The 16,101-nt window shown below is 72.8% G+C and carries 15 protein-coding genes; 10 read left to right on the forward strand and 5 right to left on the reverse strand.

All coding sequences use genetic code 11. The features are described 5' to 3' along the window. Positions 1–138: 138 nt before the first annotated feature. From AB0472_RS11760 to AB0472_RS11775, 4 genes are all read left to right on the forward strand, one after another. Positions 139–3,744 carry an ATP-dependent DNA helicase gene (locus tag AB0472_RS11760; protein WP_366355591.1) on the forward strand — a complete coding sequence of 1,202 codons (3,606 nt, stop codon included), beginning with the start codon at positions 139–141 and terminating at the stop codon, positions 3,742–3,744. A gap of 10 nt (positions 3,745–3,754) precedes the next feature. Beyond that, positions 3,755–5,158, forward strand: a complete 1,404-nt coding sequence (locus tag AB0472_RS11765) for a dipeptidase (RefSeq protein ID WP_366355593.1) — start codon at positions 3,755–3,757, stop codon at positions 5,156–5,158. Between the two features lie 154 nt (positions 5,159–5,312). Continuing rightward, positions 5,313–6,257, forward strand: coding sequence for an NAD(+) diphosphatase (nudC, locus tag AB0472_RS11770; RefSeq protein WP_366355594.1), 945 nt, complete (start codon positions 5,313–5,315; stop codon positions 6,255–6,257). A 10-nt stretch (positions 6,258–6,267) separates the two neighbouring features. Next, positions 6,268–7,029 (forward strand): class I SAM-dependent methyltransferase, encoded by a 762-nt coding sequence (locus AB0472_RS11775; RefSeq protein WP_366355596.1) that lies wholly within the window; start codon positions 6,268–6,270, stop codon positions 7,027–7,029. On the opposite strand, the gene AB0472_RS11780 is transcribed toward AB0472_RS11775, so the two are convergent. Together AB0472_RS11780 and AB0472_RS11785 are read right to left on the reverse strand one after the other, a co-directional pair. Next, positions 6,975–7,334, reverse strand: a complete 360-nt coding sequence (locus AB0472_RS11780; protein WP_366355598.1) for a nuclear transport factor 2 family protein — start codon at positions 7,332–7,334, stop codon at positions 6,975–6,977. The genes AB0472_RS11775 and AB0472_RS11780 overlap by 55 nt on opposite strands. A 61-nt stretch (positions 7,335–7,395) precedes the next feature. After that, entirely contained in the window at positions 7,396–8,181 is a 786-nt protein-coding gene (locus tag AB0472_RS11785; RefSeq protein ID WP_366355600.1) for an SDR family oxidoreductase, read from the reverse strand. A 107-nt stretch (positions 8,182–8,288) separates the two neighbouring features. Here AB0472_RS11785 and AB0472_RS11790 point away from each other — a divergent pair, with 107 nt between their 5' ends. Further along, positions 8,289–8,798, forward strand: coding sequence for a helix-turn-helix domain-containing protein (locus AB0472_RS11790; protein ID WP_366355602.1), 510 nt, complete (start codon positions 8,289–8,291; stop codon positions 8,796–8,798). 93 nt (positions 8,799–8,891) lie between these two features. Here the strand turns inward: AB0472_RS11790 and AB0472_RS11795 are convergent, their stop codons facing one another. Then, positions 8,892–9,149 carry a mycoredoxin gene (locus AB0472_RS11795; RefSeq protein WP_366355603.1) on the reverse strand — a complete coding sequence of 86 codons (258 nt, stop codon included), beginning with the start codon at positions 9,147–9,149 and terminating at the stop codon, positions 8,892–8,894. 195 nt (positions 9,150–9,344) lie between these two features. Between AB0472_RS11795 and AB0472_RS11800 the strand changes: the two genes are divergently transcribed. The 5 genes from AB0472_RS11800 (at position 9,345) to AB0472_RS11820 (ending at position 13,235) form a co-directional block, all read left to right on the forward strand. After that, a complete protein-coding gene (locus tag AB0472_RS11800; RefSeq protein ID WP_366355605.1) occupies positions 9,345–11,540 on the forward strand; it encodes an ATP-dependent DNA helicase UvrD2 in 2,196 nt (731 codons plus the stop codon). A gap of 164 nt (positions 11,541–11,704) precedes the next feature. Next, on the forward strand, positions 11,705–12,022 hold the full coding sequence (locus tag AB0472_RS11805; protein WP_366355607.1) for a hypothetical protein: 318 nt from the start codon (positions 11,705–11,707) through the stop codon (positions 12,020–12,022). Positions 12,023–12,194: 172 nt separating this feature from the next. Beyond that, the gene (locus AB0472_RS11810) at positions 12,195–12,563 is read left to right on the forward strand and encodes a WhiB family transcriptional regulator (RefSeq protein WP_010984500.1); all 369 of its coding nucleotides are present in this window, start codon (positions 12,195–12,197) and stop codon (positions 12,561–12,563) included. Then, positions 12,560–12,886 (forward strand): hypothetical protein, encoded by a 327-nt coding sequence (locus AB0472_RS11815; protein WP_366355609.1) that lies wholly within the window; start codon positions 12,560–12,562, stop codon positions 12,884–12,886. Before AB0472_RS11810 ends, AB0472_RS11815 begins: the two co-directional genes overlap by 4 nt. 136 nt (positions 12,887–13,022) lie before the next feature. Beyond that, positions 13,023–13,235 (forward strand): hypothetical protein, encoded by a 213-nt coding sequence (locus tag AB0472_RS11820; protein ID WP_366355611.1) that lies wholly within the window; start codon positions 13,023–13,025, stop codon positions 13,233–13,235. Between the two features lie 9 nt (positions 13,236–13,244). Here AB0472_RS11820 and AB0472_RS11825 read toward each other — a convergent pair whose 3' ends face one another. Beyond that, positions 13,245–14,723 carry an AarF/ABC1/UbiB kinase family protein gene (locus AB0472_RS11825; protein ID WP_366355613.1) on the reverse strand — a complete coding sequence of 493 codons (1,479 nt, stop codon included), beginning with the start codon at positions 14,721–14,723 and terminating at the stop codon, positions 13,245–13,247. Beyond that, on the reverse strand, positions 14,716–15,921 hold the full coding sequence (locus tag AB0472_RS11830) for a TOMM precursor leader peptide-binding protein (protein WP_366355615.1): 1,206 nt from the start codon (positions 15,919–15,921) through the stop codon (positions 14,716–14,718). Before AB0472_RS11830 ends, AB0472_RS11825 begins: the two co-directional genes overlap by 8 nt. Between the last annotated feature and the right edge of the window lie 180 nt (positions 15,922–16,101).

The raw sequence follows: 16,101 nt of genomic DNA on the forward strand, positions 1-16,101 counted from the left end.
TGCGCGCCGCGTTGCCGGGTGCGCCGTGTGGTGGGGTGCGCGCCGCGTTGCCGGGTGCGCCGTGTGGTGGGGTGCGCGCTGTGGCGCCGGGTGCGCTGTTTTATCGATTGTCAGCGCTCGCCGTTAGCCTCTTTCCTCATGCCCGCCCGTATCACCGACCCCGAGCAGCTCAAGGAGCTCCTCGGCATCCCGTTCACCCCGGAGCAGACGGCCTGCATCATCGCGCCGCCCGCCCCGCAGGTGATCGTGGCCGGGGCCGGGTCGGGCAAGACGACGGTGATGGCGGCCCGCGTGGTCTGGCTGGTCGGCACCGGGCAGGTGGCCCCGGAACAGGTCCTCGGCCTGACCTTCACCAACAAGGCGGCCGGTGAACTCGCCGAACGCGTCCGCAAGGCGCTCGTCAGGGCCGGCGTCACCGACCCCGACGTCATCGACCCGGACAACCCGCACGGCGAGCCCGTCATCTCCACCTACCACGCCTTCGCGAGCCGGCTGCTGACCGACCACGGCCTGCGCATCGGCCTGGAGCCGACCTCCCGGCTGCTCGCCGACGCCACCCGCTACCAGCTCGCCGCGCGCGTGCTGCGCGAGGCCCCCGGCCCCTATCCGGCGCTCACCCGCTCCTTCGCCGACCTGGTCAGCGACCTGCTCACCCTCGACTCCGAGCTCGCCGAGCACCTGGTGCGCCCCGAGGAGCTGCGGGCCTGGGACGCCGGGCTGCTGAACACCCTGGCGGGGGTGCAACTGCGCAACGCCGACCTGCGCCGGGTCCCCGAGGCGGCCGCCGCGCGCCGGGAACTGGCCGAGCTGGTCGTCCGCTACCGGGCCGCCAAGCGGGAGCGGGACCTGCTCGACTTCGGCGACCAGATCGCCTTGTCCGCGGAACTGGCCGGCGTCGCCGAGGTGGGCAGGCTGCTGCGCGAGGAGTTCCGGGTCGTGCTCCTCGACGAGTACCAGGACACCTCGGTCGCCCAACGGGTGCTCCTGGCGGGCCTGTTCGGTGCCGGCACCGGCCACCCGGTGACCGCGGTCGGCGACCCCTGCCAGGCCATCTACGGCTGGCGCGGCGCCTCCGTCGCCAACCTGGACGACTTCCCCGAGCACTTCGCGCACGCCGACGGCCGCCCCGCCACCCGCCAGGCGCTCAGCGAGAACCGCCGCTCCGGCGGCCGCCTCCTCGACCTTGCCAACGGTCTCGCCGAGCCGTTGCGCGCCCTGCACGCGGGCGTGGAGGCGCTGCGCCCCGCCCCGGGCGCCGAGCGGGCGGGCACGGTCCGCTGCGCCCTGCTGCGCACCCACGCCGAGGAGATGGACTGGATCGCCGACTCGGTCGCCCACCTCGTCCGCACCGGCACGGCACCCGGCGAGATCGCGGTCCTGTGCCGTACGGCGACGGACTTCGCGGAGATCCAGGGCGCCCTGGTCGCCCGTGACGTCCCCGTCGAGGTCGTCGGTCTCTCCGGGCTGCTCCACCTGCCCGAGGTCGCCGACCTCGTCGCCGTCTGCGAGGTGCTCCAGGACCCGGGCGCCAACGCCTCCCTGGTCCGGCTGCTGACCGGCCCGCGCTGGCGCATCGGGCCCCGCGACCTCGCCCTCCTCGGCCGCCGCGCCCGGCTGCTGGTGTCGCACGCGCGCGTGGGCGACGCCGACGACCCGGACCGCAGGCTCGCCGAGGCCGTCGAGGGGGTCGACCCCGCCGAGGTGACATCCCTCGCGGACGCCCTGGACACGTTCCTGGAGCTGCCGTTCGACGGCGACCGGCCGGGGCAGGGGGACGACGGGCTGCCGTTCTCACCGGACGCGCGCGTGCGCTTCGCCCGTCTCGCCACCGAGCTGCGCGACCTGCGCCGCTCCCTGTCCGACCCGTTGATGGACGTCCTGCACCGCGTCCTGGCCGTCACCGGCCTGGAGGTGGAGCTCTCCGCGTCCCCGCACGCGCTGGCCGCCCGCCGCCGCGAGACGCTGTCGAACTTCCTGGACGTCGCCGCCTCCTTCGCGGCCGGCGACCAGGAGGCCACGCTGCTCGCCTTCCTCGGCTTCCTGCGTACCGCCGCCCAGTACGAGAAGGGCCTCGACAACGCCCTGCCCGGCGGTGAGAACACCGTCAAGGTGCTCACCGCGCACAAGTCCAAGGGCCTGGAATGGGACGTCGTCGCCGTTCCCGGACTGGTCAAGGGCACGTTCCCGAGCAGCCAGGGGCGCGAGAAGTGGACCGCCCAGGCCAAGGTGCTCCCGCACGCCCTGCGCGGCGACAGCGCCACCCTGCCCGACGTCGAGGCCTGGGACTCGCGGGGCATGAAGGCCTTCCACGAGGCCATGAAGGAGCACCAGCACACCGAGGAACTCCGCCTCGGCTACGTCACCTTCACCCGCCCCCGCTCCCTGCTCCTCGGCTCCGGCCACTGGTGGGGCCCCAGCCAGAAGAGGCCGCGCGGCCCCTCCGACTTCCTCCAGGCCCTGTACGACCACTGCGCCGCCGGGCACGGCGAGATCGAGGCCTGGGCCGACGAACCGGAGGAGGACGAGGAGAACCCGGCCCTGCACACGGCGGGCGCCGACCAGGTCTGGCCGCTGCCCCTGGACCCGGCCGCCCTGACCCGCCGTCGCGCGGCCGCCGAGACCGTCCTCGCCCACCTGGAGGCCCTCACGGCCGGAACCGGCGCAGACGCTCCCGCCGACCACGCCACGGCCGCCGCCGAGGACCCGGACTGGCCCCCGCCGCCCGAGGACGAGGAACCGGATCCGTACGAGGACGACCTCCCGGCCGCGGACTCCGCCGACTGGGACTCCTGGAGCACCGACCGCCCCGTGGTCCCGCACCAGGCCACACCCGAGGCCGGATCCGCCCGGCGCCCGCCCCCGCGCACACCGGAGCACGCCGGCACCCGGGATCGGGCACCCGAGCGCACCCTCCCCGCCCTCGAAGAAGCCCTCCGCACCCCCGAAGAAGCCCCCCGCGCCTCCGAGGAGGACCCCCTCACCCCCGAGGAGATCCGCACCATCGCCTCCTGGGACCGCGACCTCGACGCGCTCACCGGAGAGCTGCTGCGCGCCCGCCGGACCGTCACCGACGTCCCCCTCCCCGCGACGCTCTCCGCGACCCAGCTGATGCGGCTGGCCGAGGACCCGGACGGGCTCGCGCAGGAACTCGCGCGCCCCATGCCACGCCCCCCGCAGCCGGCCGCACGCCGGGGCACCCGTTTCCACGCCTGGGTCGAGGCGCGCTTCGAGGAGCTCACGCTGCCCATGCTGGAGCCCGACGAGCTGCCCGGCAGCGACGCCGAGATCGCCGACGAACGCGACCTCGAAGCCCTCAAGGAGGCCTTCGAACGCACCGAGTACGCGCACCGCACGCCGTACCGCGTCGAGGCCCCCTTCCAGCTCTCCCTCGCCGGCCGGATCGTGCGAGGCCGCATCGACGCCGTCTACCGGACGGACCACGGCGACGGGGCTGCGCACCGGACGACGTACGAGATCGTCGACTGGAAAACCAGCCGCGTCCGCCCCGCCGACCCGCTCCAGCTGGCGATCTACCGGATCGGCTGGGCCGAGCAGCAGGGCGTGCCACCCGAGTCGGTCACGGCCGCGTTCGTGCACGTACGCACCGGCGAGGTCGAACGACCGGACGGCCTTCCGGACCGGGCGGCCCTGGAAAGACTGATCGTCGGACAAGCCGTCGGACAGGTTGTCGGACAGGCCGAGTGTGACGAACCGCCCGCCGAGGATGTCGGTCCGGGCCGATAGGCTCGTGACCATGAGCCAGACCCCGGACAGCGCCGTCCGTACGTACATCGAGCAGCACCGCGCCGCCTTCCTCGCCGACCTCGCCGAATGGCTGCGCATCCCCTCCGTGTCGGCCCAGCCCGACCACGCCCCCGATGTACGCCGCAGCGCCGACTGGCTCGCCGCCAGACTGACGGAGACCGGCTTCCCGACCGCCGAGGTCTGGGAGACGCCGGGCGCCCCGGCCGTCTTCGCCGAGTGGCCCGCGGGCGACCCGGACGCGCCCACGGTCCTGGTCTACGGCCACCACGACGTCCAGCCCGCCGCCCGCGAGGACGGCTGGGACAGCGACCCCTTCGAGCCGGTCGTCCGGGACGACCGGCTCTACGCGCGCGGTGCGGCCGACGACAAGGGCCAGGTGTTCTTCCACACACTCGGCGTCCGCGCCCACCTGGCCGCCACCGGCCGCACCGCACCCGCCGTCAACCTCAAGCTGTTGATCGAGGGCGAGGAGGAGTCCGGCTCGCCGCACTTCCGGGCCCTGGTCGAGCAGCACGCGGAGCGGCTCGCCGCCGACGCCGTGATCGTCTCCGACACCGGCATGTGGTCCGAGGACACCCCCACCGTGTGCACGGGCATGCGCGGCCTCGCCGAGTGCCAGATCGTCCTGCACGGCCCCGACCAGGACATCCACTCCGGTGCCTTCGGCGGTGCCGTCCCCAACCCCGCCACCGTCGCGGCCCGCCTGGTCGCCGCCCTGCACGACGAGCACGCGCGCGTGGCGGTCCCCGGCTTCTACGACGGCGTCGTCGAGCTCAGCGACCGCGAGCGGCAGCTCTGGGCCGAGCTGCCGTTCGACGAGGAGAGCTGGCTGCGCGAGGCGCATTCGTACGCCACCGAGGGCGAGGCCGGGCACACCACCCTGGAGCGCGTCTGGGCCCGCCCCACCGCCGAGGTCAACGGCATCGGCGGTGGCTACCAGGGCCCCGGCAGCAAGACGATCATCCCGTCCTCGGCCCTGCTGAAGCTGTCGTTCCGGCTGGTCGCCGGACAGGAACCCGAGCACATCGAGAAGATCGTCCGGGCCTGGGCCACCGAGCGGATCCCCGCCGGGATCCGCGCCGAGATCACCTTCCTGCCGGCCACGCGCCCGTGCCTGACCCCGCTCGACCACCCCGGCCTCCAGTCGCTCGCCCGGGCCATGGGCCGCGCCTTCGAGCAGCCGATCCGGTTCACCCGATCGGGTGGCTCGGGACCCGCCGCCGACCTCCAGGACGTCCTTGGCGCACCGGTCCTCTTCCTGGGCATCTCCGTCCCCTCCGACGGCTGGCACGCCCCGAACGAGAAGGTCGAACTGGACCTCCTCCTCAAGGGCGTCGAGACCAGCGCCTACCTGTGGGGCGACCTCGCCGAGAACTGGCGCCATGCCCCCTGAGCCATGCACGCCGTCCCGAGCCGCGCCGCGGGCGGGGCACACTGGAAGGGCCGCCCGCCGGCCCCGCCCCCGACCCACCCGTTCCCCTCCCGCCCTTCGTCCCGCTGAACCGCCCGCTGAAACATCCGTTGCACTGGGGGAGTTGGAAGCACCCGTGACCACCTGGACCGACCACACCGCCGACCGACCCATCTCGCTCACCGCCCCGAGCGGCATCGACCGCGCCGCCCACCACCGGCTCGACGAAGCCTGGCTCGCGGCGGCGTGGAGCCACCCCGACACCCGCTGTTTCGTGGTCTCCGGCGGCCAGGTCCTCATCGACGAGACGCCCGACGGCCGCACCGAGCTCGTCATGACGCCCTCCTTCGAGGCCCCCCTCACCGAGGCGCACCGCTACTTCCTCGGCACCGACGAAGACGGCGTCAGCTACTTCGCCCTCCAGAAGGACGCCCTGCCCGGTCGCATCGACCAGTCCGCGCGCCCGGCCGGCCTGCGCGAGGCCGGACTGCTGCTGTCCCCGCGGGACACCGGTCTGATGGTGCACGCCGTCGGCCTGGAGAACTGGCAGCGCACCCACCGCTTCTGCTCCCGCTGCGGCGAGCGCACGGTCATCGCCGCCGCCGGCCACATCCGCCGCTGCCCCGCCTGCGGCGCCGAGCACTACCCGCGCACCGACCCCGCCGTGATCATGGCCGTCACCGACGAGGACGACCGCATCCTGCTCGGCCGCCAGGTGCACTGGCCCGAGGGCCGCTTCTCCACGCTCGCCGGCTTCGTGGAGCCCGGCGAGTCCATCGAGCAGGCGGTGCGTCGTGAGGTCTTCGAGGAGGCCGGGATCACCGTCGGCCCGGTCGAGTACGTCGCCAGCCAGCCCTGGCCGTTCCCGTCCAGCCTCATGCTCGGCTTCATGGCCCGCGCGACCTCGACCGAGATCGACGTCGACGGCGACGAGATCCACGAGGCCCGCTGGTTCTCCCGTGACGAACTCGGTGCCGCCTTCGACGCCGGCGACGTCCTGCCGCCGTACGGCATCTCGATCGCGGCCCGCCTGATCGAGATGTGGTACGGCAAGCCGCTGCCGACGAGGAGCTTCGTCTGAGACGGCCGTCATGACCGCAGAGGAGTACTGGAACCACAACGTCCACTACCACCCCGTGGTCCTCGACGCGGTGCCGGCCGGCTGCCGCGCCGCCCTGGACGTCGGCTGCGGCGACGGCCTGCTCGCCGCCAGGCTCGCGACCATGGCGGAGTCGGTGACCGGCGTGGACCGGTCGGCGGAGATGATCAGGCTGGCGCAGAAGCGGGACGCCGGGAACGTCACCTTCGTCGAGGGCGACTACCTCGACGGGGCCCTCCTCGACGAGGGGGGCTACGACTTCGTCAGCGCGGTCGCCGTCATCCACCACGCCCCCTTCGACGACGCGATCGACCGGCTGGTGCGGCTGCTCGAGCCCGGCGGCCGGCTGGTCGTCGTCGGGCTGGCCTACGACCGCACCCTGCTGGACCGGGTGGTCAGCGGCTGCGCGGTCCCCGCGAACCTGCTGAACGCGCGCCTGCGCGGCGGCACGCGGGCACCGGACGGGATGCCCGTCGAGGACTCGATCATGAACTGGGGTGAGGTGCGGCAGGCCACCGCGCACCTGCTCCCCGGCCGCCGGTACCGGCGCCGACTGCTGTGGCCGCTACACCGTGGTGTGGGACAAGCCGGGCGGCACGCGCGAGTCCGGTCCCTGAGACAGGATCGGTGCCGGCCCTGCCGCGCTGCCCGGGCAGGCCGGAACGGGTGGCGCGGGAGCGGCCTCAGGCGGAGGCGGCCTCAGGGTTCGATGGTGAGGTGCTCGACGAGGCCGTCGCGCAGCGTGAACCGGTAGTGGAGATCGACGGTGCCGCCGGGGAAGTCGCCCTCGAGGTGATGCGTGGCGACGTAGCGGTCCGGACCGGCTTGCTGTGCGTTCGTCAGGCGCATGGTGTAGGTGAACTCGGTGGCGGACCGGTCCAGCCACCGCTCGATCGCGGCGCGGCCCCGGTAGGTGCTGCCGTCGTCGACCACGATGCCGTCGTCGGTGAACGCGGAGAGTGCGCCGGCGGTGTCGTGGGCGCGGTGCGCGGCGAGGTAGCGGGTGATCACCTCGGGCAGGTCGTCCGGGGCGATGGTGCGGGGCTGGCTGTCGTGCATGACGCTCCTGGTGGCGGTGGCGGTGGCGGTGGCGGTGGCGGTGGCGGTGGCGGTGGCGGGTTCAGACGGTCGGGGTGGTGCCGCCGTCGATGACGTGTTCGGCGCCGACGATGGCCGAGGCGCGGTCGGAGACGAGGAAGGCGACGAGTTCGGCGACCTCCTCGGGCCGGTTGGGACGGCCGAGCGGGATGCCGCCCAGGGAGTCCATGAGCCGGCCCAGCGCAGCGTCCTGGCTGATGCCCGCCTCCTGGGCGATCCGGGTGACGAGGTGGTCGGCGGCCGATGTCTGGACGAAGCCGGGCGAGACGGAGTTGACGCGGACGCCGTGCGGGGCGACCTGGTTGGCCAGGCCCTTGCTGTAGGTGGTGAGGGCCGCCTTGGCGGCGGCATAGGCCAGGGTGCCGTTCCACAGTGGCATGCGGCGCTGGATGGAGGTGACGTGCACGACCGCGCCCCTGCCCGTGGCGATCATGTGTGGGAGGAGCGCCCGGTCCAGGCGGACGGCGGCGAGCAGGTTCGTGTCCAGTTCCCTCGCCCAGTCGTCCTCGCCGAGCGCCGCGAATCCTCCGGCCGGGGCCTCGGAGCCGCCGACGGTGTTGACCAGGATGTCGACTCCTCCCAGGCGGGCCTCCACCTCGTCGGCGACGTGGGCGGCCCCCTGGGCGGTGGACAGGTCGGCGGTGATGAACGTCTTCTCCTCGACGCCGTCGGGTCGGTTGCGGGCGGTGACAAGCACGGTCGCGCCGGCCTCGGCGAGCCGCCGGGCGATCGCCGCCCCGGTGCCCTTCGTACCACCGGTGACCAGCGCGCGCCGGCCTTCGAGGGATTCGCTGATGGACGTGGTCATGGTGTGCTCCGTTCCGGGGCGCGCGCATGCGAACGCCGCCCCCTCCGAAACTGCTAAAATAGAAGTGAGTAACTTCGACTTTAGCAGTAACTGAAGGGGAGGCCGCCATGGCAAGCCGGATCAGGCTGGAGGACCGGGAGTGCCCGCTGTCCACGACGGTCGAGCACGTCGGCGAGTGGTGGACGCTGCTGATCCTCCACGACGCCTTCGACGGCTACACCCGCTTCGACCAGTTCCAGGAGAGTCTCGGCATCTCCTCCAGCATGCTCACCACCCGGCTCAAGGCCCTGGTCGCGGACGGCCTGCTGGAGCGCCGGCCCTACCAGACCGGCCCCGTCCGGCACGAGTACGTACTCACCGAACTCGGGCGCTCCCTGCGCCCGGTGATCGTCGCCCTGGCCGCGTGGGGCAACTCCCGCCTCACACCGGCGGAACGCAGCATGATCCTCGTCGACGCGCACAGCGGCGAGGAGGTCGAGCCCGTCGTCGTCGACGCCGCAACCGGCCGCAGGCTCGACGACAGCACCGACTACGTCTTCACCGCGGGCCCCGCGGCCAGTGACGCGATGCGCAGCCGCTACGCGGACCGGCCGGCCGCTCCGGGCGAAGAGGAGTAGGTCGGCCCGGAGAGGTCCGGCGCGACCCCGGGCCGGAAACACGACGACCCCCGATCAGCCACCGGAGCTGTCGGGGGTCGCACGTCGCGGGGATCAGACGCCGAGGGCCTGCTTCACCTGGGCGAGGCTCGGGTTCGTCATGACGACCTCGGCACCACCGTCGGAGGAAACCACCTGCACGGTCGGGACCGTCTGGTTCCCGCCGTTCGCCTTCTCCACGAACGCGGCCGAGTCCGGGTCCTGCTCGATGTTGATCTCGGTGTACGCGATGCCCTCGCGGTCCAGCTGGCTCTTCAGCCGGCGGCAGTAGCCGCACCACGTGGTGCTGTACATCGTCACAGTGCCCTGCATCTCGCTCGCACTCCTTCGGCAGGTCGGGAAGGTCGTCCAGGGTGGGAACGTACGCGACCCGCCCGCCATTCCCACGGCACGGGCCCGGCCGTCGCACGCATCGGCGGTCGTATCAGGGTCGTATCAGTACGACTGCGCGGGGCCGCCTGTGGACAACCGGCACGGCCGTCTCCGGCGACCTGGCAGCATGGCCATGTGACAGCAGCAACGCACTCCTCCCTCTTCCCGCCGGTACCGGACTCTGCCGACGCGGTGCTCGAAGGGCTCGACCCCGAGCAGCGCGCGGTGGCGACCGCCCTGCACGGTCCGGTGTGCGTGCTGGCCGGGGCCGGTACCGGCAAGACCCGGGCGATCACCCACCGGATCGCCTACGGGGTGCGGGCCGGCATCCTGCAGCCGTCCAGCGTGCTCGCCGTCACCTTCACCAACCGCGCCGCCGGGGAGATGCGCGGCCGGCTGCGCCAGCTCGGTGCCCAGGGGGTGCAGGCCCGCACCTTCCACTCGGCCGCGCTGCGCCAGCTCCAGTTCTTCTGGCCGAAGGCGGTCGGCGGATCCCTGCCCCGGCTCGTCGACCGCAAGATCCAGCTCGTCGCCGACGCGGCCGCCGCCTGCCGTATCCGCCTCGACCGGGGCGAGCTGCGGGACGTCACCGCCGAGATCGAGTGGTCCAAGGTCACCCAGACCGTCCCCGCCGACTACCCCCTTGCAGCTGTGAAGGCCGGCCGGGAGGCCCCCCGCGACCCCGCCGAGATCGCCCAGGTCTACTCGGTCTACGAGGACCTCAAGCGCGACCGCACGGTGATCGACTTCGAGGACGTCCTGCTGCTGACCGTCGGCATCCTGCAGGACCGGCACGACATCGCCGACCAGGTCCGCGCCCAGTACCAGCACTTCGTCGTCGACGAGTACCAGGACGTCAGCCCGCTCCAGCAGCGGCTGCTGGAACTGTGGCTCGGCGACCGTGACAGCCTGTGCGTCGTCGGGGACGCCAGCCAGACCATCTACTCGTTCACGGGAGCAACCCCCGACCACCTGCTCGACTTCCGCACCCGCCACCCCGGGGCGACCGTGGTCAAGCTGGTCCGCGACTACCGCTCCACACCCCAGGTCGTCCACCTCGCCAACGGCCTGCTGGCCCAGGCCCGCGGCCGGGCCGCCGACCACCGGCTGGAGCTGATCTCCCAGCGCCCCGCCGGACCCGAGCCGGTCTACACCGAGTACACCGACGAGCCCGCCGAGGCCGAGGGCGCCGCCCGCCGCATCCGGGAGCTCGTCGACGCCGGGGTCCCGGCCGCCGAGATCGCCATCCTCTTCCGCACCAACTCCCAGTCCGAGACCTACGAGCAGGCCCTCGCCGACGCCGGGGTGCCCTACCAGCTGCGCGGCGCCGAGCGGTTCTTCGACCGGCCCGAGGTGCGCAAGGCGGGCGTGGCCCTGCGCGCCGCGGCCCGCTTCGGCGGCAACGACGCGCTGCTCGACGACACCGTGGACCTGCCCTCCCAGGTGCGCGCCGTCCTCTCCGGCGAGGGCTGGACCACCGAACCCCCGGCCGGCTCCGGCGCGGTCCGGGAGCGCTGGGAGTCGCTTGCCGCCCTGGTCAACCTCGCCCACGACGTCGCCGCCGTCCGGCCCGCGGCCACCCTCGCCGACTTCGTCGCCGAACTCGACGAGCGGGCGAACGCCCAGCACGCCCCGACCGTCCAGGGCGTCACCCTCGCCTCCCTGCACTCGGCGAAGGGTCTGGAGTGGGACGTGGTCTTCCTGGTCGGTGTCGCCGAGGGCATGATGCCGATCACCTACGCGAAGACGGACGAGCAGATCGAGGAGGAACGCCGTCTCCTCTACGTCGGCGTGACCCGCGCCAGGGAACGGCTGCACGTCTCCTGGTCGCTCTCCCGCACCCCCGGCGGCAGACCCGGCCGCAGGCCCAGCCACTTCCTGGACGGCCTGCGCCCCGGCTCCACCGGCACCGTCGGCCGCGGTGGCGGCGCGGGCGGCGGAGGCGTCGAACGCGGCTTCACCGGCGCCCCCGCGGCCGCGCCCCGGCGCGGTCAGCGCAGCCCCGCCCGCTGCCGGGTCTGCGGACGCACGCTGACCGACGCCGGCGAAATGAAGCTGATGCGCTGCGACGGCTGCCCTTCCGACATGGACGAGGGCCTCTACGAGCGGCTGCGCGAATGGCGGGCCGACCAGGCCCGGCTCAGCGGCCAGCCCGCCTTCTGCGTCTTCACCGACAGGACGCTGATGGCCATCGCCGAGAGCGCTCCGGACGACGACCGCGAGCTGGCCCGCATCCCCGGTGTCGGCGTGCGCAAGCTCAACCGTTACGGCGCCGATGTCCTGGCCATCTGCGCAGGCCAGGAGCCCGGGGGAGAGCAAGTGGGGGACTGATGCGAACTCGTCGAAAAAATAGTTTGCGCATGCCCCAGCAATCCCCATAGGTTCTAGGCACGGAAGCGGCGGCCTTCTCCAAGGCCCGGTTCCGTGTTGTACTTGCATATCCGAGCGGATCGGCTCAACACCGGTCCCCTAGACGCCGAGAGGAGGCGAGTCCAGTGATCAGCATCGAGACCAACATCAGCGCGGCCAAAATGACCGATCTCTCGGCCGTCTCCCTGTGCATGCTCGGCGTCTCCAACCTGGGCACCGGTCTGTCCGGCATTCCTGCCGTGCGTCCGGCGTCCTCCGTTTCTCTCGCGGGTCTTCCCGTCCGTGAGCGCAATGAGCGACCGACTAAGGCACTGGAAGCAGTAGCGGCACAGGCGCAGGCCTATGCCTTTACGGCAGCCGGTGCCGGAAGCCGGAAGCAGACGACGCAGCACCACCTGATGTGGGCCTTCCGTGGGCCAGAACCCTGGAGTGATCCAGCCTGATCGATCAGGCCGGCGCCTTCAGGGCCGCGGAACCCCATCCGGGATCCGCGGCCCTTCTGTTTTCCCCGAACGGGGAGAACGGACCGAAGGGGCCTCGGGGCAAGAGCAGAACCCGGTACCAGCCGCCAACCGGTCCAACCCGACCGGAACGACCAGACGAGGAAGAACAGCCGTGCAACTCGAAGCGCACGCCCCGTCCGTACCGCCTTCCGAAACGATCCCCCCGCCCGGCCTCACGGAGGACTCCACCTTGATCCCGCTCACCGCGCTCACCGCGCTCGACGACGCCATCGAGAACCTCGGCGTACCCGTCCCCTGCCGCTCCTACGACCCGGAGGTCTTCTTCGCCGAGTCGCCGGCGGACGTCGAGTACGCCAAGTCCCTCTGCCGCACCTGCCCGCTGATCGAGGCCTGCCTCGCCGGGGCCAAGGAGCGGCGTGAGCCCTGGGGCGTCTGGGGTGGCGAGCTGTTCGTCCAGGGCGTCGTCGTCGCCCGGAAGCGGCCGCGTGGCCGCCCGCGCAAGAACCCGGTCACGGCATGAACATCCTCGGAACGATCGACCGACCCCTCACGCACGATCCCAAGAAGCAGGCCCCGATGAAGCCGTCCACCAGCGAGCCCGCCGGCTCCGCGATCCCAGACTTCACCACTGCCGGTACCGACACCGGCTCGCGTCAGAACAGGACCCGAGAGATGCAACTCATCCCAGAAGCTCTCGCTCGTGCGCATATGCACGAGCGACTGCACGAGGCCGAGCAGGAACGCCGGGCCGTGCGCCTGGCGGCCGCTCGCCGGATGCAGCGCCGGGCCGAGCGCGCCTCGATGCGTGCCCGCCGTGCGCTCGCCATCGCCGTGATGCAGTAACCCAGTACACCTGAAGCGGTGGCCTCCCGATCCCGGGAGGCGAAAGCTCCCCGCGGGGGCCGGTCCGGCCGAACGGACCGGCCCCCGCGGTGCGTTGTGCCCGCTGATCCACCCGCGGCGGAGTTATCGTCACCAGGTGACGAGTCTTCCCGGAGGCAGTGATCACGGCGGCTCCGGCACGGAGCCCCACCCGCTCGTGTGCGCCCGCTGCGGCACCCCGGCCGACGGCCCCCCGCCCGTCACCTGGACCTGCTCCGTGGAGAACGGCGTCCGCCAGTTCTTCTGCGAGGCCTGCGCCAGGGACAACCTCCGGGCGATCGAGGGCCGGCTCGACTCGTCCTGGTGGTGAACACCGCCCCTACTGCGCCTCCACGGCCGTCTCGGCCTCCGCGACTTCCCCCGCCTCTTTGCCTGCCTCGACCGCTGCGGCCCCGTCGACCTGGCCGAGAACTTCGAGCTCTCCCGGTTCTTCGAGCTCTCCCGGTTCTTCGAGTTCTTCGAGCTCCTCGGGCAGGAACCCGGGCAGCCATGCCTCCAGTTCCTCCCGCAGCCGCACCGTCGCGCCCAGCTGGCACAGCACGCCGATGGTGCTCAGGGTCACCCGGTGTATCAGCAGGTAGGCCGGCGGCAGGTTGAGCTGCTTGCCCAGCTGGTGGGCCGGGTTGCGGGGGTCGGCGATGCGGGCCGCCTGGCTGCGCATCCAGTTGCGGGTGAAGGTGAACTCGTCGACCTGGGCCGGTTCGATGATCGGCAGCAGGTAGTCGAGGACGGCGTCGGGGTCCAGCTCTATGGACTCCTTGACGAACCCCTCCGCGCACAGCAGCTCGTAGACCGCCTCGGCGTCACCGTCCAGCGTCATCCGCAGCGAGTCGCCGATCGGGCTGGGCAGGCCGCCGGAGAGACGGTCGACGGTGCCGAAGTCCAGTACGCCGAGACGCCACTCCTCCTCGTCCTCCGGCCCACCGGGCAGCAGACGGAAGTTGCCGGGGTGCGGGTCGGCGTGCAGCAGACCGGTGCGGGCCGGGCCCGAGAACAGGAAGCGGGCGAGGAGCTGACCGGCCCGGTCGCGCTGCTCCTGGGTACCCGCCGAGATGATCTCGGAGAGCGGTATGCCGTCGATCCACTCCGTGACCAGCACCTGGTCGCACTGGTGCACCACCCCGGGCACCACCACGTCGGGGTCACCCTCGAACTCCTCCGCGTGCGCCGCCTGGGCCCGCGCCTCCAGGGAGTAGTCAAGTTCCTCGGAGACCCGGTCACGCAGCTCCGCGATCAGCGGCTTGATGTCCATACCCGGGATCAGCGGACCCAACAGGCGGGCGAAACGGCTGAGTTGGGTGAGGTCGGAGAGGAGCGCCTCGCCGGCACCCGGGTACTGCACCTTGACCGCCACCGCCCGGCCGTCCCGCCACACCGCCCGGTGCACCTGCCCGATCGAGGCCGCCGCCGAGGGCTTGTCCTCGAATTCCAGGAACAGCTCCCGCCAGTCCTCCCCGAGGCGTTCGCTGAGCACCGCGTGCACGGTACGGGTCGGCATAGGCGGGGCGGCGTCCTGGAGTTTGGTGAGGGCCGCCCGGTAGGGGCCGGCGACCTCCTCCGGGAGGGCCGACTCGAAGACGGACAGCGCCTGCCCGAACTTCATCGCCCCTCCCTTCAACTCGCCCAGGACCTTGAAGAGCTGCTCGGCCGTGCGCTGCTGGAGCTCCCGGCCGACGATCTCTGCCGACTCACCCACGATGCGCTTGCCCAGACCCCAGGTCGCCCGGCCGGCGAAGCCGAGCGGGAGCGCGGCGAGTTTGGCGGTCCGGGTGACCGCCTTGCGGGGAAGATCAGACATGCGCCCTCCAAGTCCCAGTCGGCCGCGCCGCGTCCGCGTGCTCTCCTCGCTCCGCCGACGGCCGTTGCTCCACCATTGTCGCGTGTGGATCCCCGTTGGTTGAGGAGTGTTCCCCCTTGGCTTTCTCCGCAGCCCCGCACGGGCATGCGGGGTGGGGCCGGACCGGCCGCGCGTGCCAGTGCAGAACCGGCACCGACGCCTCCCAGCGTGCCCCCTCGGCCGCCGGCGACTCCCCGTCGAGAAAGGCCAGGGCGTGCGCCGCGGCCAGTCCCGCCACGGCCGCCGCCAGCGTCTGATCGCAGGCGCCCACCCGGCGGGCCTGCCCGGACCGCCACTGGGCGACCAGGCGCGGCCAGGCCGGATCCCGGTCCGTGCGGTGCTCGTGCAGACAGCGGGCGCAGGCCGTCCCACCGGGCAGGACGAGGGGGCCGACCACACCAGTGCCCTCCACGACACCCGTGTAGAGGTGCGGGATCCCCGCGGCCATGAGCGGCTCGGCGGCGCGCGCGTCCGGGGCGTGCACCAGGACGTCGTCGCGCGGGGCGACGACCACCAGGGCCAGGCCGGGCTCGGCCACGGCCGGGTGCGGACCGCGAGGCGGGCGGGCCGGGGCCGCCCGCCGGACGACTCCGCGCGCGGCCTCGGTACGGCGCTCGCCGACCGCCTCCGCCGGCAGTCCGCCCGGCGCCACGTCCCACGGCTGGACCCGGCCCACGTCCCGTACGTCGACTCCGCCGACGCCGGCGCCCGAGAGCAGCGCGGCCAGCGTGACACCGACCCGGCCCGCGCCCTGCACCTGCACCCGCAGTGCCCGGCGGGCCGCCAGCCGGCCGATCGCGCCGCCCGGCTCCGGAGTGGTCAGGGAGAGCGAGGCGAGATCGGGACGCAGCCGCTCCAGCACCTCCTTCTGCTCCCGCAAGGCCTGCGCGGCGGGCCCGCCGCCCTGTGCGTCGTCGACGAGCCCGGCCCGGGACAGCCGCTCCACCAGCGCGTCGACATGGCCGTCCGGCAGGTCCATGCGGCGCCCCTCCTCCCGTAGCAGCGCGAGCCCACGGGCGCCGTCGAGCAGGTCCAGGAAACTCCCGGTCGCGGTGTCCATCGGCCCCAGCGTCATCGCGTGCGCGGGAGTCATCCCGAACTGCACGGTGTTCAGGTCGCGCCAGCCGCGCCGCAGCGCGGGCTTCACCAACGGATGCATGACAGGCCCCCGTAGCCGTCGAAAGGTCACAGAACGTCCCCGTGTGCCGGTGGAGCCGGTCCCGCTCCGCCGACCAGTGCCAGCATGCCCGGGCCGCCCGGCCGGCGCCGAAAGTTGTCCACAGGCAGTGGGTATTCGTCGTACAAATCAGACGCATGGTGGGGGATCAGCACCGAACCG

The sequence above is a fragment of the Streptomyces sp. NPDC086777 genome (assembly GCF_040702065.1).
Lineage (GTDB): Bacteria > Actinomycetota > Actinomycetes > Streptomycetales > Streptomycetaceae > Streptomyces.